Origin of the sequence: Flavobacterium fluviale (assembly GCF_003312915.1) — a bacterium.
Taxonomy (GTDB): Bacteria; Bacteroidota; Bacteroidia; order Flavobacteriales; family Flavobacteriaceae; genus Flavobacterium; species Flavobacterium fluviale.
In genome coordinates this window covers 363003-382266 of record NZ_CP030261.1, presented here as the reverse complement: position 1 = coordinate 382266, position 19264 = coordinate 363003, and the positions used below count along the sequence as shown (strand labels likewise).

The 19264-nt window shown below is 32.3% G+C and carries 18 protein-coding genes; 17 read left to right on the top strand and 1 reads right to left on the bottom strand.

What is annotated here, in order from left to right:
• The first annotated feature begins 3 nt into the window (after nt 1–3).
• The 8 genes from rpsD (at nt 4) to ctlX (ending at nt 8346) form a co-directional block, all read left to right on the top strand.
• Nucleotides 4–609 (top strand): 30S ribosomal protein S4, encoded by a 606-nt coding sequence (rpsD, locus tag HYN86_RS01840; protein WP_008464326.1) that lies wholly within the window; start codon nt 4–6, stop codon nt 607–609.
• A 21-nt stretch (nt 610–630) separates the two neighbouring features.
• Nucleotides 631–1623, top strand: a complete 993-nt coding sequence (locus HYN86_RS01835; protein ID WP_008464329.1) for a DNA-directed RNA polymerase subunit alpha — start codon at nt 631–633, stop codon at nt 1621–1623.
• A gap of 62 nt (nt 1624–1685) precedes the next feature.
• Entirely contained in the window at nt 1686–2177 is a 492-nt protein-coding gene (gene rplQ, locus HYN86_RS01830; RefSeq protein WP_113676534.1) for a 50S ribosomal protein L17, read from the top strand.
• Nucleotides 2178–2421: 244 nt separating this feature from the next.
• Nucleotides 2422–3540 (top strand): glutamine-hydrolyzing carbamoyl-phosphate synthase small subunit, encoded by a 1119-nt coding sequence (gene carA / locus HYN86_RS01825; protein WP_113676533.1) that lies wholly within the window; start codon nt 2422–2424, stop codon nt 3538–3540.
• A 101-nt stretch (nt 3541–3641) separates the two neighbouring features.
• Complete coding sequence (gene eno, locus HYN86_RS01820; protein ID WP_057114915.1) at nt 3642–4934, top strand: phosphopyruvate hydratase; 1293 nt, start codon at nt 3642–3644, stop codon at nt 4932–4934.
• Nucleotides 4935–5090: 156 nt separating this feature from the next.
• The gene (locus HYN86_RS01815; RefSeq protein ID WP_113676532.1) at nt 5091–6368 is read left to right on the top strand and encodes a citrate synthase; all 1278 of its coding nucleotides are present in this window, start codon (nt 5091–5093) and stop codon (nt 6366–6368) included.
• A 62-nt stretch (nt 6369–6430) separates the two neighbouring features.
• On the top strand, nt 6431–7345 hold the full coding sequence (locus HYN86_RS01810) for a dimethylarginine dimethylaminohydrolase family protein (RefSeq protein WP_113676531.1): 915 nt from the start codon (nt 6431–6433) through the stop codon (nt 7343–7345).
• A 65-nt stretch (nt 7346–7410) separates the two neighbouring features.
• Entirely contained in the window at nt 7411–8346 is a 936-nt protein-coding gene (gene ctlX, locus HYN86_RS01805) for a citrulline utilization hydrolase CtlX (RefSeq protein WP_113676530.1), read from the top strand.
• 78 nt (nt 8347–8424) lie between these two features.
• Here ctlX and HYN86_RS01800 read toward each other — a convergent pair whose 3' ends face one another.
• On the bottom strand, nt 8425–9054 hold the full coding sequence (locus HYN86_RS01800; protein WP_113676529.1) for a MarC family NAAT transporter: 630 nt from the start codon (nt 9052–9054) through the stop codon (nt 8425–8427).
• A gap of 155 nt (nt 9055–9209) precedes the next feature.
• On the opposite strand from HYN86_RS01800, the gene HYN86_RS01795 reads away from it, so the two are divergent.
• The 9 genes from HYN86_RS01795 to HYN86_RS01755 all read left to right on the top strand — a co-directional run bounded on the left by HYN86_RS01795 (nt 9210) and on the right by HYN86_RS01755 (nt 19260).
• On the top strand, nt 9210–9575 hold the full coding sequence (locus HYN86_RS01795) for a CoA-binding protein (RefSeq protein WP_113676528.1): 366 nt from the start codon (nt 9210–9212) through the stop codon (nt 9573–9575).
• 167 nt (nt 9576–9742) lie between these two features.
• Nucleotides 9743–10363 carry a recombination mediator RecR gene (gene recR, locus HYN86_RS01790; RefSeq protein WP_113676527.1) on the top strand — a complete coding sequence of 207 codons (621 nt, stop codon included), beginning with the start codon at nt 9743–9745 and terminating at the stop codon, nt 10361–10363.
• A gap of 72 nt (nt 10364–10435) precedes the next feature.
• Nucleotides 10436–11230 (top strand): polysaccharide biosynthesis/export family protein, encoded by a 795-nt coding sequence (locus HYN86_RS01785; RefSeq protein ID WP_113676526.1) that lies wholly within the window; start codon nt 10436–10438, stop codon nt 11228–11230.
• Between the two features lie 13 nt (nt 11231–11243).
• Nucleotides 11244–13691, top strand: a complete 2448-nt coding sequence (locus HYN86_RS01780) for a polysaccharide biosynthesis tyrosine autokinase (RefSeq protein WP_113676525.1) — start codon at nt 11244–11246, stop codon at nt 13689–13691.
• Nucleotides 13692–13703: 12 nt separating this feature from the next.
• Complete coding sequence (locus HYN86_RS01775; RefSeq protein WP_113676524.1) at nt 13704–14687, top strand: SDR family oxidoreductase; 984 nt, start codon at nt 13704–13706, stop codon at nt 14685–14687.
• A gap of 28 nt (nt 14688–14715) precedes the next feature.
• Nucleotides 14716–16107: a UDP-glucose 6-dehydrogenase gene (locus HYN86_RS01770; protein WP_113676523.1), complete on the top strand. Its 1392-nt coding sequence runs from the start codon at nt 14716–14718 to the stop codon at nt 16105–16107.
• 77 nt (nt 16108–16184) lie between these two features.
• Nucleotides 16185–16649 carry a UpxY family transcription antiterminator gene (locus HYN86_RS01765; RefSeq protein ID WP_113676522.1) on the top strand — a complete coding sequence of 155 codons (465 nt, stop codon included), beginning with the start codon at nt 16185–16187 and terminating at the stop codon, nt 16647–16649.
• Between the two features lie 282 nt (nt 16650–16931).
• Nucleotides 16932–18221 carry a nucleotide sugar dehydrogenase gene (locus HYN86_RS01760; protein ID WP_113676521.1) on the top strand — a complete coding sequence of 430 codons (1290 nt, stop codon included), beginning with the start codon at nt 16932–16934 and terminating at the stop codon, nt 18219–18221.
• A 31-nt stretch (nt 18222–18252) separates the two neighbouring features.
• A complete protein-coding gene (locus tag HYN86_RS01755) occupies nt 18253–19260 on the top strand; it encodes a mannose-1-phosphate guanylyltransferase (protein ID WP_113676520.1) in 1008 nt (335 codons plus the stop codon).
• Nucleotides 19261–19264: the final 4 nt, after the last annotated feature.

The following is a 19264-nucleotide window of genomic DNA, read 5'->3' as shown; positions in this document are numbered from 1 at the left end:
AAAATGGCAAGATATACTGGTCCTAAAACCAAAATCGCTCGTAAATTTGGCGAGGCAATCTTCGGAGATGATAAATCTTTCGAAAAAAGAAATTACCCACCTGGACAACACGGGATGGCTAAAAAAAGAGGAAAAAAATCTGAGTATGCTGTTCAGTTAATGGAAAAGCAAAAAGCTAAATATTCTTATGGAATTTTAGAAAAACAATTCAGAAATTTATTCGAAAAAGCATCAGCGACTAAAGGAGTAACTGGTGAAGTTTTATTACAATTATGCGAAGCTAGATTAGATAATGTTGTTTTTAGAATGGGAATTGCTCCATCTAGAAGAGGTGCGCGTCAAATCGTTTCTCACAGACACATTACTGTAAATGGAGAGGTTGTTAATATTCCTTCTTACCACCTTAAGCCTGGTGATAAAGTTGCAGTTCGTGAAAAATCTAAATCTTTAGAAGCTATCGAACGTTCTTTATCAAATTCAAGTCATGTTTATGAATGGATTACTTGGAACAATGATCTTAAAGAAGGAACTTTTGTTTCTGTACCTGCGAGACTTCAAATTCCAGAAAACATTAAAGAACAATTAATCGTAGAGTTGTACAACAAATAATAATTGACTTAGTCGAAATTTATGGCAATATTTAATTTTCAAAAGCCCGATAAAGTTATCATGATCGATTCAACCGATTTTGAAGGTAAATTCGAATTTAGACCTTTAGAACCTGGTTACGGATTGACAGTTGGTAATGCACTTAGAAGAGTTTTGCTTTCAGCATTAGAAGGTTATGCAATTACATCTGTTCGTATCGAAGGTGTAGATCATGAGTTTTCTACTATTTCAGGTGTTGTTGAAGATGTTACCGAAATTATCCTTAATCTGAAACAAGTACGTTTCAAGCGTCAAATTGAAGATATCGATAATGAATCAGTTACTATTTCTGTTTCTGGTAAAGATCAATTAACAGCAGGTGATTTTCAAAAATTTATCTCAGGTTTTCAAGTTTTGAATCCAGACCTTGTTATCTGTAATTTAGATTCTAAAATCAAATTGAACTTCGATTTAACAATCGAAAAAGGTAGAGGATACGTTCCTGCTGAGGAGAACAAAAAACAAAATGCTGCAATTGGAACGATTTTTACAGATTCTATTTTTACTCCGGTAAAAAATGTAAAATATGCAATCGAAAATTTCCGTGTAGAGCAAAAAACAGATTACGAAAAATTGGTTTTTGAAATTAAAACTGATGGATCTATTAATCCAAAAGATGCTCTTACTGAAGCTGCTAAAGTTTTAATTCACCATTTCATGTTGTTTTCTGATGAAAGAATTACACTTGAGGCTGACGAAATTGCACAAACAGAATCGTATGATGAAGAGTCATTGCATATGAGACAATTGCTTAAAACTAAGCTTGTTGATATGGATTTATCTGTGAGAGCATTAAATTGCTTGAAAGCGGCTGAAGTTGATACACTTGGTGATTTAGTATCGTTCAATAAAAATGACCTAATGAAATTCCGTAATTTTGGTAAAAAATCTTTAACTGAACTTGATGAACTTGTTGCAGTGAAGAATTTAACTTTCGGAATGGATTTAGCTAAATACAAATTAGATAAAGAATAATTTACTTCATATTTTGCTCTCCATAGTGGATTGCAGCAAGATGAAGATAAAAAAAACACGTCATGAGACACGGAAAAAAATTCAACCACTTAAGCAGACAGACTGGGCATAGAAAAGCTATGTTGGCTAATATGGCTTGTTCTCTTATTGAGCACAAACGTATTAACACTACTGTTGCTAAAGCTAAAGCGCTTAAACAATTCGTTGAGCCTTTAATCACAAAATCAAAAGAAGATACGACTCACAATCGTCGTATTGTTTTTGCATACTTACGTAGCAAATACGCTGTAACTGACTTGTTCAGAGATGTGGCTGCTAAAGTTGGAGACCGTCCAGGTGGATACACTCGTATCATTAAAGTTGGAAATCGTTTAGGGGATAATGCTGATATGGCAATGATCGAACTAGTTGATTTCAATGAGCTTTACAACGGAGGTAAAAAAGAAGTTAAAAAAGCAAAAAGCCGTCGTGGTGGTAAAGCTAAAAAAGCTGAAACTGCTGCTCCAGAAGCTCCTGCTGCTGAATCAGAAACGACTACTGAAGCTTCTGAATAATTATGAAAGTAATCATTCTATAATATTAAAGGATAAACTAATTTTTAGTTTATCCTTTTTTTTTGATTTTTTAAAATCTAAAAGTGTAACATATTTAAAATAATAGGTTTTATTTTTATGAGTGAAAGTTTTAAAAAATCTTGGATGCGCTTCTTTAAAGAAGTAAATTTGCAAAATTTCTAATTACATTTAAAGCCACAATTTTGGTTTTATAACTTGAATAAAAAACAATACAAATTAAATAATGAAATACACAACACGAAAAAGCGCCATTTTATTACTTAGTGATGGAACAATTTTTCACGGAAAGTCTATCGGAATCAGCGGTAAAACTTTTGGTGAGGTTTGTTTTAATACTGGAATGACGGGATATCAGGAAATTTTTACTGATCCTTCTTATTTCGGACAAATAATGGTTACTACTAATCCGCATATAGGTAATTACGGGATCAATGACTTAGAAGTCGAGTCAGAGAGTGTTAAAATTGCCGGTTTAGTTTGTAAAAACTTTAGCTTTAACTATTCTAGAGAAGGTGCTTCTGGAAGCTTAGAGGATTATTTTGCAAAACAAAATCTTATTTGTATTTCTGATGTTGATACAAGAGCTCTTGTTAGTTATATTCGTGATAATGGAGCTATGAATGCGGTTATCTGTACAGATGGAACTTCTGTGGAAGACTTGAAAAAAGAGTTAGCAAATGTTCCTGATATGGAAGGACTTGAATTGGCTTCAAAAGTTTCTACAAAAGAACCTTATTTCGTAGGAGATGAAAGTGCTACATATAAAATTTCGGCACTTGATCTTGGAATTAAAAAGAATATTCTAAGAAATCTTGCAAAAAGAGATTGTTACATTAAAGTTTTTCCATACGACTCAACCTACGAAGATTTAACTGGATTTAATCCTGATGGTTATTTCTTGTCAAACGGACCTGGAGATCCTGATCCGCTTTTTGGTGCGATCGAAGTAGCAAAAAGAATTATTGCTGATGATAAACCTTTATTTGGTATTTGTTTAGGGCATCAGATAATTGCACTTGCTAATGGAGTGAAAACTTATAAAATGTTTGGCGGACACAGAGGTATTAATCATCCAGTGAAAAATCTTATTACAGGCAAAGGTGAAATTACTTCTCAAAATCATGGTTTTGCTGTAAAAAGAGAAGCTTTAGAAGGTCATCCCGAATTAGAGCTTACACATATACACTTAAATGATGATACGGTTGCTGGAATGAGAATGAAGAATAAGAATTGTTTCTCAGTGCAATATCATCCAGAAGCTAGCCCGGGACCGCATGATTCTTCATACTTGTTTGATCAGTTTGTTGAGAATATTAAACTTGCTGGGTCTAAAACGATGTAGTTAATAAATAAAGGTGTTTAATAACTAAAATGCGTTTATAGTATTAAATATTTTTATAATTTCGGAAAAAAAATATAATTTATTAATAAAAAACAAAAATAATGAGTATTATAATTAAAGTTCACGCAAGACAAATTCTTGATTCTAGAGGGAATCCTACTATTGAAGTTGATGTAGTAACTGAAAACGGAGTTTTAGGTAGAGCTGCTGTTCCTTCTGGAGCATCAACTGGAGAGCACGAAGCTGTTGAATTACGTGATGGAGGTAAAGCTTATCTAGGTAAAGGTGTTTTGAATGCAGTGAACAATGTAAATACTGTTATTGCTGAAGAATTAGTTGGAACTTCTGTTTTCGAACAAAACACAATTGATCAATTAATGATTGATTTGGACGGAACTCCAAACAAATCTAAATTAGGAGCTAATGCAATTTTAGGAGTTTCTTTAGCTGCTGCAAAAGCTGCTGCTAACGAACTAGGTTTGCCATTATACAGATATGTAGGTGGTGTTTCTGCTAATACACTTCCAGTTCCAATGATGAACATCATTAATGGAGGCTCTCACTCTGATGCTCCTATTGCATTTCAAGAGTTTATGATTTTCCCAGTAAAAGCAACTTCTTTTACACATGCTATGCAAATGGGAACTGAAATTTTCCACAGTTTGAAAAAAGTATTACATGACAGAGGTTTAAGTACTGCTGTTGGTGATGAAGGAGGTTTTGCTCCAAACTTGGCTGGTGGTACTGAAGATGCTTTAGATACGATCAAACTTGCTGTTGAAAAAGCTGGATATACTTTCGGTGACGAAATTATGATTGCTCTTGATTGTGCTGCTTCAGAATTTTATGTAAACGGTAAATACGATTACACTAAATTTGAAGGAGAAACTGGAAAAATCAGAACATCTGAAGAGCAGGCTGATTATTTAGCTGACCTTGCTTCTAAATATCCAATTATTTCTATCGAAGATGGTATGTACGAAGATGACTGGGATGGATGGAAATATTTAACTGAAAAAATTGGAAACAAAGTACAATTAGTAGGTGATGATTTATTTGTTACAAATGTAGCTCGTTTATCAACTGGTATTGAAAAAGGAATTGCTAATTCTATCCTTGTAAAAGTTAACCAAATTGGTACTTTGACAGAAACAATTGCAGCTGTAAACATGGCGAAAAATGCTGGTTACACATCTGTAATGTCTCACCGTTCTGGAGAAACTGAAGATAATACAATTGCAGATTTAGCTGTGGCTTTAAACTGTGGACAAATTAAAACAGGTTCTGCATCTCGTTCAGATCGTATGGCGAAATACAACCAATTATTGAGAATCGAAGAAGAATTAGGAAGTACTGCATATTTCCCGGGTTTAAATGCTTTTAAAATCAAATAATTGTAAAAGTTATATATTGAAAAAGAAACCATCTGTTTTTGCAGATGGTTTTTTTTTTGGACTTTTAACAAATTCATAGCAGTATTCTTTTTTTAATTAGTCTTAAATTCATTAGATTTGGTAAATTATTATTTAAAGAATTATTTCCAAAATATTATGTCAAAAATAGCTACATTAGAAATAGATGGTAAAAAGATTGAACTTCCGGTAATCACAGGAAGTGAAAACGAATCAGCTATCGATATTAACAAATTACGTGATTTAACTGGTTTTATTACAATTGACCCAGGTTATAAAAATTCTGGATCTTGTAAAAGCGAAATCACTTTCCTTGATGGAGAATTAGGAATTTTACGTTACAGAGGATATTCAATCGAAGATTTGGCAGAAAAAGCTAACTTTTTAGAAGTGTCTTATCTTTTGATTTTTGGAGAATTACCAACAGCTCAAGAATTAGAGCAGTTTGAAAATGGTATTAAAAAACATACTTTGGTAAACGAAGAGATGAAAAATATCATAGATGGTTTTCCAAAAACAGCTCACCCAATGGGCGTTTTATCTGCTTTAACAAGTGCTTTAACAGCATTTAATCCTAAAGCTGTAAATGTTGATAACGAAAAAGAAATGTACGAAGCCATTTGTAAAACAATGGGTAAATTTCTTGTAATTGCTACATGGACATATAGAAAATCTATGGGGTATCCATTGAATTATTATGATAACACAACTGGTTATGTTGATAATTTCATGCAGTTAATGTTTAAATTACCAACTGGACCTTACGCAGCTAATCCTGTAGTTGTGGATGCTTTAGATAAATTATTTATTCTTCATGCAGATCACGAACAAAACTGCTCTACGTCTACGGTAAGAATGGTAGGTTCTTCTCACGCTGGATTATTTGCTTCAATTTCTGCAGGAGTTTCTGCACTGTGGGGGCCTCTTCATGGTGGAGCAAATCAGGCAGTTCTTGAAATGTTAGAAGAAATTAACAAAGACGGAGGTGATACGGATAAATTTTTGGCGAAAGCAAAAGACAAAAATGACCCATTCCGTTTAATGGGATTCGGTCACAGAGTTTATAAAAACTTTGATCCAAGAGCAAAAATCATCAAAAAAGCAGCTAAGGAAGTATTAGAAACTTTAGGTGTTGAAGATCCGATTTTAGAAATTGCTAAAAAATTAGAAGCAGCAGCTCTTGAAGATGATTACTTCAAATCGAGAAACTTATATCCAAACGTTGATTTCTACTCTGGAATTATTTACAGAGCATTAGGAATTCCAACGGATATGTTTACTGTTATGTTCGCAATTGGAAGATTACCAGGCTGGATCGCACAATGGAAAGAAATGCGTGAAAACAAGGAGCCAATTGGAAGACCAAGACAAGTTTATACAGGACATCCTTTAAGAGACTTTAAGTCGAATAAATAAAAAACTAAAGCTTCACTTAACTGTGAAGCTTTTTTTATCTTTGTCCAAAATATAATAAAGTTATGTTGCAATTAAATGTAAAGAACGAAACGTCAAGACTGCGCGCTGTAGTTTTGGGTTCTGCCGTTCATAATGGGCCAACTCCATCATTAGATGAAGCCTACGATCCTAAATCATTGGAACATATTAAGGCAGGAACATATCCTATCGAAAAAGATATGGTTGCTGAAATGGATGCTTTTAATGCTGTGTTTCAAAAGTATGATGTAACTGTTTATCGCCCCGAATTGATAGAAAACTACAATCAGATTTTTGCAAGAGATATTGGATTTGTAATTGATGATATTTTTATTAAATCTAATATTTTACCAGATCGCGAACGTGAATTGGATGCAATTCAATACGTAATTGATCAAATAGATCCTTTAAAAGTCGTACGACCACCAGAAGAAGTTCATATTGAAGGTGGTGACGTTATGCTTTGGAATGATCATGTCTTTATTGGTACTTATAAAGGAAGCGATTACAAAGATTATATAACTGCAAGAACAAATATGCATGGTGTCAATTTTCTAAAAGAATTGTTTCCGAATAAAATTGTAAAAGAATTTGATCTGGTTAAATCCAAATTAGAAGCCCGCGACAATGCATTACACTTAGACTGCTGTTTTCAGCCGGTTGGAAAAGACAAAGGAATAATCTACAAGAGAGGTTTTCGTGAAGAAGCAGATTATTTGTATTTGGTAAATTTATTTGGGAAAGAAAATTTATTTCATATCGAGAGAGAAGAAATGTATAATATGTTTTCAAATGTATTTTCGATTGATAAAGATGTAGTGGTTTCTGAGAAAAATTTTACCCGATTAAATAATTGGCTTCGTTCAAACGGATTTACTGTAGAAGAAATTCCGTATGCTGAAATTGCAAAGCAAGAAGGTTTATTGAGATGCTCAACCCTTCCATTAATTAGAGACTAGAAAATAAGTTTTAAGTTTCAGATTTAACGATAAAAACTTGAAACCTGAAACAAAAAATAAATAAAATGAGACAAACAACAAATGCAATCGTAATGATTCGTCCAGTTGCTTTTAGAATGAATGAGCAGACGGCTGTAAATAATTATTACCAAAAAGTACTAGACGGATTATTGCCAAGTACTGTAAATGCTAAAGCCCAGCAAGAATTTGATGCTTTCGTTGAAAAACTGAGAGCTGTTGGTGTGGATGTTACGGTTATAGAGGATAGTTTGGAAACCGATACTCCAGATAGTATTTTTCCAAACAATTGGGTTTCGTTTCATGAAAATGGTGATGTTGCCCTTTATCCAATGTTTGCTGAAAATCGCCGTCAAGAACGTCGCGAAGACATTTTAGATACTTTAGAAGAAAAAGGATTTGAGATTACTAATATAATGGATTATACTTCTGCAGAAGAAGATGGTATTTTCTTAGAAGGAACAGGAAGTTTATTGTTGGATAGAGCAAACGGAAAAGCTTACTGTGCATTATCTCCAAGAGCAGACGAAGAGTTATTTATAGAATTCTGTGAAGATTTTGATTATGCTCCAGTTATTTTTGAAGCTTTTCAAACAGTTGATGGAGAGCGTAAACTTATTTATCATACGAATGTAATGATGTGTTTGGGTGAAACTTTTGCTGTTATTTGTGCCGATTCTATTGATGATAAAAAAGAACGTAAAATGGTTTTGGATAATCTTAAACAAGATCAAAAAGAAATCATTTTAATAACCGAAGCTCAAGTAAATAATTTTGCTGGAAATATGTTAGAAGTTAGAGGAAACGATGATAAGCGCTATATTGTCATGAGTGCGTCGGCGCATCAAAGTTTAACTTCTAAGCAAATTGCTCAATTAGAAAATCATGCCGAAATTTTAAGTTCAAGTCTTGATACAATTGAGGCTTGCGGCGGTGGAAGTGCAAGATGCATGATGGCTGAAGTTTTCTTGCCTAGAAGTTAGAGATATAAAATGTCGTAAATAAAAAAGGGATAAATCATAAAAAATTGTGATTTATCCCTTTTTTGTTTATTAATTATTTTACATCAAATTTCCTTTGATGATATTTACTATTGAACTAACAATATATTGAATTCCGATAGAAATAACTATAAAACCCACAATTCTAGAAATAGCAACAATTCCAGAAGCTCCTAAAATTCTGGCTAAATAATGAGCACTTTTTAGAATTACAAAAATTGAGACTGCAATTGCTAAAATGGCCAATGATGAAATTATTATTTCGTGTATTTCATGATGTTCTTGATAAAAAGCAATTAAAAGTGACATAGATCCTGGGCCAGCAAGCATTGGAATTGCTAAAGGCGTTAGAGCAATGTCATTTCTTTGTTGTGCTTCATTTTCAATTTTTTTATTGATTCCTCGTTTTTTATTGAATTTTCCTGAGAGCAGCGAAAAACCAGAGTTTACAATAACAATTCCGCCGGCAATTCTTAAAGCATCAATACTGATTCCAAAAAAAGTCAATACATATTGACCAATGAAATAGGAAACTAATAATATTATAAAAACATTAATGGCAGTCCAAAGAGAGATTCGGGAGCGTTCTTTTTGTGAGTCATGTTGAGTAAGGCCGACAAAAATGGGTACAGTTCCAATTGGGTTTAGGACAGAGAATAAAGCAGCAAATAAATAAATGAATAATTCCATATTGGTTTGGGTTAATAAAGTAAAAGTAGTTATTTTTTAATGTTTTTTGATTGAAATAATGTTAGGATAATGTTTTAATTGCTACAGATTATGAATCAAATACATAAAGATTAAATCGTTCTTTTTGATTACTTTTGCATTTCTAAATTAAAATAATGAAAAGTAAAAAAACATTAGTTATAGGTGCATCAACAAATCCAGAGCGTTATTCTTATAGAGCTGTAAATATGTTGGTTGGAAAAGGACATTCAGTTTTGGCGATAGGGCAAAAAGTTGGAGAAGTTGCGGGAGTAAAAATTCAAACTAAAGCAATACCAGTTAAAAATATCGATACGATAACTCTGTATCTAAATCCTGGACGTCAAAGAGATTATTATAATTACATTATCGAAGCAAAACCTAAAAGGGTTATTTTTAATCCGGGTACCGAAAATCCAGAATTGTATCAGTTATTAGAATTAAATGATATTCAGGTTGAAGTAGCTTGTACTTTAGTTTTGTTGGCTACAAGTCAATATTAAAAAAAAACCTTTTAATCTGATTTTAAAAATGGTTAAAAGAAGTTGTTGTGCTGTGAGATTTTAATAGAATTTTAAATCTTATTTTTTGATTGAAATCAATACTTAAGAGTGTTGAATTTAATTACGCCAATGCTCGCTTAACCATTAAAAGTATTACTTTTGTCGTCATGGAATTTTCATCAAAATTAATCGAAAAAGCGGTCAGCGAAATGTCGCAATTGCCTGGTATTGGTAAGAGAACAGCACTTCGATTGGTGTTGCATCTGTTAAAACAGCCTAAGGAACAGACGTCTTTTTTATCTCAAGCATTGTTAAATATGCGGGAGGATATTAAATTTTGCGAAAGCTGTCATAACATTTCAGATACTAAAACGTGTGATATATGCGCCAATGTCCTCAGAAATCATGAGACAATCTGTGTGGTTGAAGATATTCGAGATGTAATGGCGATTGAAAATACAGGACAATTTAAAGGTATTTACCATGTTTTGGGAGGAAAGATATCACCAATTGAAGGAGTAGGACCAAATCAGCTGAATATTTCGACTTTGGTTGATAAAGTAAAATCTGGGAAAGTGATTGAGATTATTTTTGCGCTAAGCTCAACAATGGAAGGAGATACTACAAATTTCTATATATATAAGCAGATTGGAGATTCAAATATTGTAATATCAACCATTGCAAGAGGAATATCTGTTGGCGATGAATTAGAATATGCAGATGAAGTAACATTAGGAAGAAGTATTTTGCATAGAGTTCCTTTTGAAAAAACATTTAAAAATAATTAACAAGAACCCCAAATAAAAATATATATTTTCCAAGATTCATGGAAAAACTATATTTGCGATAAAATTAAACCAATGACAAAAAACAGCTTTTATCTATTTTTATTAATCTCGGTATTATTTACATCATGTATTCCGATTAAAGATTTAGTTTATCTTCAGGATAAAAGTACTTCAAGTGAGCAAAATTCCATTGCCGCTGTAGAATCAAAACCTTATAGATTACAAGTTAACGATGTTTTAAGTATAAATATAAAAGCAATTGACCCAAAACTGGTTTCTATTTTTAATACTGCAAGTACAGAAGGATCGCAAAGTACTAAGTCAGAAGCAAGTCTTTACTTTGACGGATTTACAGTTGATGACCATGGAAATATAAGAATGCCAATTTTAGGAGAGATAAATGTAATTGGTTATACTCTTGAGGAGGTTCGAGTTAAAATTGAAAAAAAACTACTAGAAGAATATTTTAAAAACGAAGCTAATATTTTTGTAACTGTAAAGCTGGCAGGTTTTAGATATACGATCAATGGAGAGGTAGCAATTACTGGAACCAAAACTTTATTTAAAGATAATGTTACAATTTTAGAGGCAATTGCAAATGCTGGAGATATTACTACAGTTGGTAATAGAAAGGCGGTAACAATTATTCGCCAATCTCCAACTGGTGTTCAAATGAATAATATTGATCTTACCGATGTTAATGTAATGAAATCCCCTTATTATTATCTACAGCCAAACGATTACATTTATGTAAAACCATTGAGGCAGAAAACATGGGGGACAGGTCAAACTGGTATTCAGTCTATTGGTACTATCATTACATTATTATCTTTGGCAACAACAGTTTATCTCATTATTAAAAATTAAACAGATTTAGAAAATGTTAGATATTAAAGATTTTTCCATTTTTGAAAATCATTCCAATTTTGATTTTAAGGGGCTGTTGTTGAAAATTGTCAGTTACTGGAAATGGTTTTTAATTAGTTTAATAATAGCTTTTACAATTGCGTATCAGGTAAACATTCGTAAAGAAAAAATTTACGGAATGCAGACTATGATTTCTATCAAAGAAGAGAGCAATCCATTTTTTACTTCTAATACGAGTCTGGTTTTTAATTGGGGAGGGATTTCAGATCAAGTAAATGGAATTTCTACAATTTTAAAATCACGATCCCACAACGAACTAGTTGTTGATAAACTTCAGTTTTATATTGATTATTTAGAGCAAGGGAAATATAATTTAATTGACTCCTACGGGGCCGTTCCGTTTTATATAAATATAGATAAATCAAAAGGACAGATAGCAAATACATTAATAGCAGTAAAATTTATAAGTGAAAGTGAATATCAGATTGAAATTCCTTTCGAAAATAATTCTGTTTCATTGATAAATTACTCGACTAACAATTATACTAATACATCTGTACAACTAGGAAATTTTTCAAAAAAATATAAAGTTGGGGAAAGTGTAAGTCTGCCTTTTTTAAATTGGAAACTTGAAATAAAAGACAATCCAGGCTTTTACAAAGGAAAAGAGTATTTCGTCAGATTTAATGATTTTGACGGTACCGTTTCTAGATATAGAGGTATAAACGTTGAAGGGGATAAAGGAAGCGGCTCATTGCTGACGTTATCAATGCAGGGGACAAATAAAGCAAGGATGGTTGATTACTTGAACTCAACTGTAAAGATGCTTATCAAAATACAGTTAGATGGTAAAAACCAATTTGCAACAAATACTATCAGGTTTATTGACAGTACTTTGGTTGCCATGGAATCACAGCTGAAGCAAACGGGCAACGAATTAAAATCTTTTCAAAAAGATAAAAATATCTTTCAAATAGAAGATGGCGGGTCTAGAGTTTCTGATAAAATAATGAATTTTGATGTTCAAAAAGATGAAGTAACTCGAAAAATTGCATATTACAATTCATTGAAATCTTATTTAAACAGTAGTAATGATTATTCAAGACTGCCAGCGCCCTCAGTAGCAGGAATTGAGGATCCAAACATCGTTGCAAGCGTTTCAAAATTAATAGCACTTTCAACTCAAAGATCTGAAATGGCTTATGCTGTAAAAAGCGAAAAAATCTTTAAAGATTTTGACAATCAAATGGCAGCTGTAAAAAATGTTCTTCAAGAAAATATTGCAACAGCAAAAACGTCTCTTCTTTATGATTTATCTTTAGTAAATGCAAAAATTGGACAGGCGGAAAGCACAGTTCGAAAACTTCCTGGAGAGCAGCAAGAGTTGTTAAAAATCAAGAGAAAATATGATTTAAACGATAATATTTATACTGAGTTTCTGCAAAAAAGAAACGAAGCTGAAATTGTAAAAGCATCTAATCTATCAGATATTCATTTTATAGATCCGGCCAAAGATATTGGAGATGGTTTAATTGGTCCGAAAACTTCAGCCAATTATGTATTAGCTTTATTTTTAGGTACTTTGATACCTTTATTGTTTGTCTTTGCAATTTTCTTTATAAATAATTCTATTCAGAATACCGATGATATAAGCAAATTGACTCAAATACCTTTGCTTGGAGTAATTGGCGTAAATAAAGATTTAAGAAGTCTTGCAGTTTTTGATAAACCAAAGTCTGCTCTTTCCGAGGCTTTTAGAGGGATACGCTCTTCACTTCAGTTTTTATACAAAAAACAGCAGGTCAGCGGGTCAAAAACATTAATGATTACTTCTTCAATCAGCGGGGAGGGAAAAACATTTTGCTCGATAAATATTGCAACAGTTTTTGCATTAAGTGAAAAGAAAACGGTTATAGTTGGTTTAGATTTAAGAAAACCTAGATTGGCAGATGAGTTTCAATTGACGACACCTTTGGGGGTTGTTAATTATTTAATTAAGCAAAATACCTTAGAAGAAATTACGAATTCAACTCAAATTCCAAATTTAGATGTAATTCTTTCTGGTCCTATTCCTCCAAATCCATCTGAGCTTATTTTAAGTGATGCGATGAAAGAGTTAATTGATGAATTAAAAGAGAAATATGATTATATAATTTTGGATACACCGCCAGTTGGTCTAGTAGCAGATTCTTTAGAATTAGTTCAATTTGCAGACGTTACACTATATATTGTAAGACAAAATTATACCAAAAAAGAAATGATAATGTTATTGAATAACAGAATTAAGCGTGGTGAGTTAAATAATGTAAGTATTGTTCTAAATGGCTATGAAAATAAAGCTAAATATGGTGCAGCTTACGGTTATGGGTATGGATATGGTGCGTATGCAAATGGTTATCATGAAGAAGAAGTTAAGTTAGGATTTTGGAGAACACTTTTAAATAGATTTAAAAGAAGTTAATTTAAAAAAAAAATGGAAAACGCACCTAAAAATATAATTTTAATTACTGGAGGAGCTGGATTTATTGGCTCTAATTTGACTGAATATTTCTTGGGATTAGGACATAAAGTAATTTGTTTAGATAATTTTTCTACCGGGCATCGACATAACTTAAAAGATTTTTTAAATAATCCTGACTTTAAATTAATAGAAGGCGATATTCGAAATCTAGATGATTGTGTTTTGGCAGTTGAGGGAGTAGATTATGTTTTACATCAAGCAGCTCTAGGTTCTGTTCCTAGATCAATAAAAGATCCTATCACTACAAACGATGTAAATGTTTCAGGTTTCTTAAACATGCTTACCGCGGCTCGAGATGCTAAAGTAAAACGTTTCGTTTATGCGGCGAGTTCTTCAACGTATGGAGATTCACAAGGACTTCCTAAAGTAGAAGAGGTAATAGGAAAACCTTTGTCGCCGTATGCTATAACTAAATATGTAAATGAATTATATGCTGAAATTTTCAGTAAAACATATGGGTTAGAAACAATCGGTCTTCGTTATTTTAATGTTTTTGGAAGAAAGCAAGATCCTAACGGAGCTTATGCGGCTGTTATTCCAAAATTTGTAAAACAATTTATGAATTACGAAAGTCCCGTAATTAATGGAGATGGAAATTATTCGCGTGATTTTACCTACATAGATAATGTAATTCAGATGAATGAACTTGCAATGACTTGTTCAAATCCAGAAGCTGTAAATACTGTTTACAATACGGCTTTTGGGGACAGAAATACATTAAATGATTTAGTGAAATATCTAAAAGAGTATCTGTCTGAATTTGATTCAAAAATAAATGACGTTCAAGTTGTATACGGAGAAAATAGAGCAGGAGATATTCCTCATTCATTAGCTAGTATCGAAAAGGCCAAAAGTATATTAGGTTATGATCCAAAATATTCACTACAGGCAGGATTGAAAGAGGCTGTTGTATGGTACTGGGAGAATTTAAAATAAATAAAAGATCAAGATAATAATAGATCAAATGAAAATTACAAAAATTTGCTGCATAGGTGCAGGATATGTTGGCGGACCAACAATGGCAGTTATTGCTCAAAAATGTCCAGATATTCAAGTTACGGTTGTTGATTTAAACGAACAAAGAATCGCTGACTGGAATGATCCAAATCCTGAGAATATTCCAATTTATGAGCCGGGACTTTCTCAAATTGTTGCAGAGGCAAGAGGAAGAAATTTGTTTTTTTCTACTGATGTTGATAAAGCAATCGACGAAGCTCAAATGATATTTATTTCTGTAAATACGCCAACTAAGACTTACGGAAAAGGAAAAGGAATGGCGGCTGATTTAAAATATATCGAGTTATGCGCTAGACAAATTGCAAGAGTAGCAAAACAAAATAAAATTGTAGTTGAGAAATCAACTTTACCGGTTAGAACCGCTGAGGCAATTAAAAGTATTTTAGATAATACTGGAAATGGGGTTCAATTCCAGATTTTGTCTAATCCAGAATTTTTGGCAGAAGGAACAGCGGTTACAGATTTGTTAAATCCAGATAGAATTCTAATTGGAGGAGATACAACTCCAGAAGGTCAAGAAGCAATTAATGCTCTTGTTGATGTCTACTCAAATTGGGTTGATGTAGAGAATATTTTAACAACAAATGTTTGGTCGTCAGAGTTGTCGAAGCTTACTGCAAATGCATTTCTGGCACAAAGAATTTCATCTATAAATGCAATGTCTGAGTTGTGCGAAAAAACAGGCGCAGATGTTAATGAAGTTGCTAAAGCAATTGGAATGGATAGTAGAATTGGGCCAAAATTTCTGAAAGCTTCTGTAGGTTTTGGAGGGTCTTGTTTTCAGAAAGATATTTTGAATCTAGTATATATAGCAAAATCATATGGGCTAAATGAAGTTGCAGATTATTGGGAACAAGTAATTATTATGAACGATCATCAGAAAAGAAGATTTTCAAACAAAATTGTTCAAACATTATATAATACAGTAGCTGACAAGAAAATTGCTTTTTTAGGGTGGGCTTTCAAAAAAGACACAAACGATACGAGGGAATCTGCAGCAATTTATGTTGCGGATGACTTAATTAATGAGCAAGCTAAAATTTCAGTTTACGATCCGAAAGTTTCGAGAAATAAAATGCTGGCTGATTTGAATTATTTGGAATCAAGGTCAGAAGAAGAAAATGGAAATGCCGTAAATGTATTTGATAATGCTTATGAAGCGTGTGAGAATTCACATGCCATTGCAATTTTAACTGAATGGGATGAATTTAAGACTTATGATTGGAAAAAGGTCTATGAGTCAATGCATAAACCAGCTTTCATATTTGATGGGAGAAATATTTTGAATGGAAAAGAGTTAGAGTCAATCGGTTTTGTTTATAGTAATATTGGTTCGTAAACTGCTCTTAACAGTGAAGTAAAAATTGAAGTGATTAATGTGAAGTAGTAAAAATTTACTTCCTTAGATATAAAAAGATGAATTGGTATGTAGTTTATACAAAGCCTAAATGGGAAAAGAAAGTTGCAGACAAGTTGAGCCAATTGGGAATTGAAACCTATTGTCCTTTAATTACTCAAGTTAAACAATGGTCAGATAGAAAGAAAAAGATTGAATTGCCACTTTTTAATTCCTATGTTTTTGTTCAATTGTCAGATTCTGATAGAAATTCAGTCTTTCAAGTCGCTGGTGTGGTGAGGTATCTATTTTGGCTGGGAAAACCCGCCATAGTGAAAGATCAGGAAATCGAAATTATAAAAAAGAGTCTTAAAGCTCCTAATATTAGTGATGTAACTGTTTCGGCAATTCAGGTAGGAGATAAAATCAAATTAGAATCAGGGGCATTTAGTAATCAAAATGCAATTGTACAAGAAATATCAAATAGTTATTACACTCTTGTATTGGAAACATTAGGGTGTGTTTTGAAAATAAAATATAAATAATAGCGTTATTCAAGTAAAATTAACAGAAGAGAGAATCTTTTTTAGATTTTTTTCTTCTGTTTTTTTTATAAAGTAATTATTTACGCCCTGATTAATAACGTATTGGGAATTAGGGGGTTTTTTATTAACAATTACTTTTTAAGTATTACGGGAAACCGTATTGAAAAAGTAGAGTTATTGTACTATATTTGCCGAAAATGATTAATTTAGGTATCTGAGTCAAAGATTTGTGACTCAGAACGGCGAAGCCGTGAATTTTAATGACCTAAATAAATTTTAAAAATGGAATTAGAAAAGAAAGTAAAAATTGCGGTTATAGGTTTAGGCTACGTAGGATTGCCTTTAGCTCGATTATTTGCTACAAAATATTCAGTTGTTGGCTTTGATATAAATGAATCTAGAGTAAATTCTTTAAAATCCGGGACAGATACAACTTTAGAAGTTGAAGATGATGTTTTGCAAAATGTCTTAGTTGCTGAGCCGGATCAAGAAAAAGGTTTATACTGTACAACTTCATTGAATGATATTGAAAATTGTAATTATTATATAGTTACAGTTCCCACACCTGTAGATAAAAATAACAGACCGGATTTAACTCCTTTATACAGATCTAGCGAGACAGTTGGAAAAGTCTTAAAAAAAGGAGATGTAGTTATATATGAATCAACTGTATATCCCGGAGTTACAGAAGAGCAATGTGTTCCCGTTTTAGAACAATGTTCAGGTTTAATATTTAATGAAGACTTTTTTGCAGGATATTCTCCCGAGAGAATAAATCCTGGTGATAAAGAACATACTGTTGAAAAAATTTTAAAAGTTACATCAGGTTCAACTCCAGAAATAGGTTTAAAAGTTGACGCTTTATATAAGTCAGTAATCACTGCAGGAACTCATCTAGCACCATCAATTAAAGTTGCAGAGGCAGCAAAAGTTATTGAGAATTCGCAACGTGACATTAATATTGCTTTTGTAAACGAATTAGCTAAAATATTCAATTTAATGAATATTGACACGCAAGAGGTTTTAGAAGCAGCTTCAACAAAATGGAATTTTTTACCCTTCAAACCAGGTCTTGTTGGTGGACATTGTATTGGGGTAGATCCTTATTATTTAGCACAAAGAGCACAGGAATTTGGTTATCATCCCGAAATAATTTTGGCAGGAAGACGTTTAAATGACAGCATGGGTGAATATGTAGCTTCACAAATAGTGAAGTTGATGATAAAAAAAGGTATTTCTGTTAATGGCGCAGAATTATTGATGCTCGGAATAACATTCAAGGAAAATTGCCCCGACGTTAGAAATACTAAAATTGTTGACGTAGTGAAGGCTCTAAAAGATTACGGAATTTTAGTTACAATTTATGATCCACTGGCAAATGCAAATGATGTAATAAAAGAATATAATTTAATAACATTGAACACTATGCCCAATAATAAATTTGATGCGATAGTTCTAGGTGTTTCTCATAAGGAATTTTTAGAATTAGATTTTGTTGAACTGCAAAATTCAAATAGTTTATTATATGACGTAAAAGGAGTTTTAGGTGATATAGCTGATAATAGGTTATAGCATTTGAAACTTTTTAATTTTAAAAATAAAAATGGAAAAGAATAATTCAATTATACATGTAGTTCTAACTGGCGGAGTAGGAAGTAGATTATGGCCACTTTCCCGTAAAAGTCAGCCTAAACAATATTTAGAAATATTTGAAAATAAATCTTTGTTTGAAATGACTGTTGAACGCAATAGTCATTTAGCAAATAAAGTAATGGTGGTAGGAAATGTTGACAACCATCATTTGAGTGGTAAAGTAATGGATAAAACCAATACAACGTATTTGAATATTGTTGAGGCTACACCAAGAAATACAGCTGCTGCCATAGCATTTGCGGCTTTTGCATCAGATCCTGATGACGTTTTAATTATAACTCCTTCTGATCATATTATTGATAAAATGGATGATTATAACAATGCTATTCAAGAAGCAGTTTCAAAAGCAAACGAAGGTTTCATAGTAACATTTGGAATTATACCTACAAAGCCGGAAACAGGTTATGGTTATATTGAATCGAAAGGTGATAAAGTGGTATCATTTCGTGAAAAACCTAATGAAACAACAGCAAAAGAATTTATTGCAAAAGGTAATTTTTTATGGAATAGCGGCATGTTTTGTTTTAAGGCAGGAGTACTGCTAGATGAATTAAAACAATTTCAGCCAGATGTTTACGAAAAATCAAAAGCAGTTTGGGAAGCATCTAAAGAAGGATTTTTAGATTTAGAATTATCAATGCAAATTCCATCCATTAGTATCGATTATGCTGTTATGGAACGTAGTAAAAAAATAAAAGTGGTTCCTGCTTCTTTTTCATGGTCAGATTTAGGCTCTTTTGAATCAGTTTATGATTATTTAATATTGAAGGGGCATCCAGTTGATAAGAACGGTAATATGGTTATTGGTTCTGGGAAACATACAACTTTTCTGGGATTAAAAAACACTATTTTTGTTTATACAGATAGTGCTAATTTAATTTTGCAAAAAGAAAATTCACAAGATGTTAAAGATATCTACAGTGAATTGGAAAAAATAAATTCAGATTTATTAAATTAATAAA

Excerpts from the sequence above, each read along its gene's own strand:
- rpsD (WP_008464326.1), top strand. The coding sequence starts at position 4 with ATGGCAAGATATACTGGTCCTAAAACCAAAATCGCTCGTAAATTTGGC.
- HYN86_RS01835 (WP_008464329.1), top strand. The coding sequence starts at position 631 with ATGGCAATATTTAATTTTCAAAAGCCCGATAAAGTTATCATGATCGAT.
- rplQ (WP_113676534.1), top strand. The coding sequence starts at position 1,686 with ATGAGACACGGAAAAAAATTCAACCACTTAAGCAGACAGACTGGGCAT.
- carA (WP_113676533.1), top strand. The coding sequence starts at position 2,422 with ATGAAATACACAACACGAAAAAGCGCCATTTTATTACTTAGTGATGGA.
- eno (WP_057114915.1), top strand. The coding sequence starts at position 3,642 with ATGAGTATTATAATTAAAGTTCACGCAAGACAAATTCTTGATTCTAGA.
- HYN86_RS01815 (WP_113676532.1), top strand. The coding sequence starts at position 5,091 with ATGTCAAAAATAGCTACATTAGAAATAGATGGTAAAAAGATTGAACTT.
- HYN86_RS01810 (WP_113676531.1), top strand. The coding sequence starts at position 6,431 with ATGTTGCAATTAAATGTAAAGAACGAAACGTCAAGACTGCGCGCTGTA.
- ctlX (WP_113676530.1), top strand. The coding sequence starts at position 7,411 with ATGAGACAAACAACAAATGCAATCGTAATGATTCGTCCAGTTGCTTTT.
- HYN86_RS01800 (WP_113676529.1), bottom strand. The coding sequence starts at position 9,054 with ATGGAATTATTCATTTATTTATTTGCTGCTTTATTCTCTGTCCTAAAC.
- HYN86_RS01795 (WP_113676528.1), top strand. The coding sequence starts at position 9,210 with ATGAAAAGTAAAAAAACATTAGTTATAGGTGCATCAACAAATCCAGAG.
- recR (WP_113676527.1), top strand. The coding sequence starts at position 9,743 with ATGGAATTTTCATCAAAATTAATCGAAAAAGCGGTCAGCGAAATGTCG.
- HYN86_RS01785 (WP_113676526.1), top strand. The coding sequence starts at position 10,436 with ATGACAAAAAACAGCTTTTATCTATTTTTATTAATCTCGGTATTATTT.
- HYN86_RS01780 (WP_113676525.1), top strand. The coding sequence starts at position 11,244 with ATGTTAGATATTAAAGATTTTTCCATTTTTGAAAATCATTCCAATTTT.
- HYN86_RS01775 (WP_113676524.1), top strand. The coding sequence starts at position 13,704 with ATGGAAAACGCACCTAAAAATATAATTTTAATTACTGGAGGAGCTGGA.
- HYN86_RS01770 (WP_113676523.1), top strand. The coding sequence starts at position 14,716 with ATGAAAATTACAAAAATTTGCTGCATAGGTGCAGGATATGTTGGCGGA.
- HYN86_RS01765 (WP_113676522.1), top strand. The coding sequence starts at position 16,185 with ATGAATTGGTATGTAGTTTATACAAAGCCTAAATGGGAAAAGAAAGTT.
- HYN86_RS01760 (WP_113676521.1), top strand. The coding sequence starts at position 16,932 with ATGGAATTAGAAAAGAAAGTAAAAATTGCGGTTATAGGTTTAGGCTAC.
- HYN86_RS01755 (WP_113676520.1), top strand. The coding sequence starts at position 18,253 with ATGGAAAAGAATAATTCAATTATACATGTAGTTCTAACTGGCGGAGTA.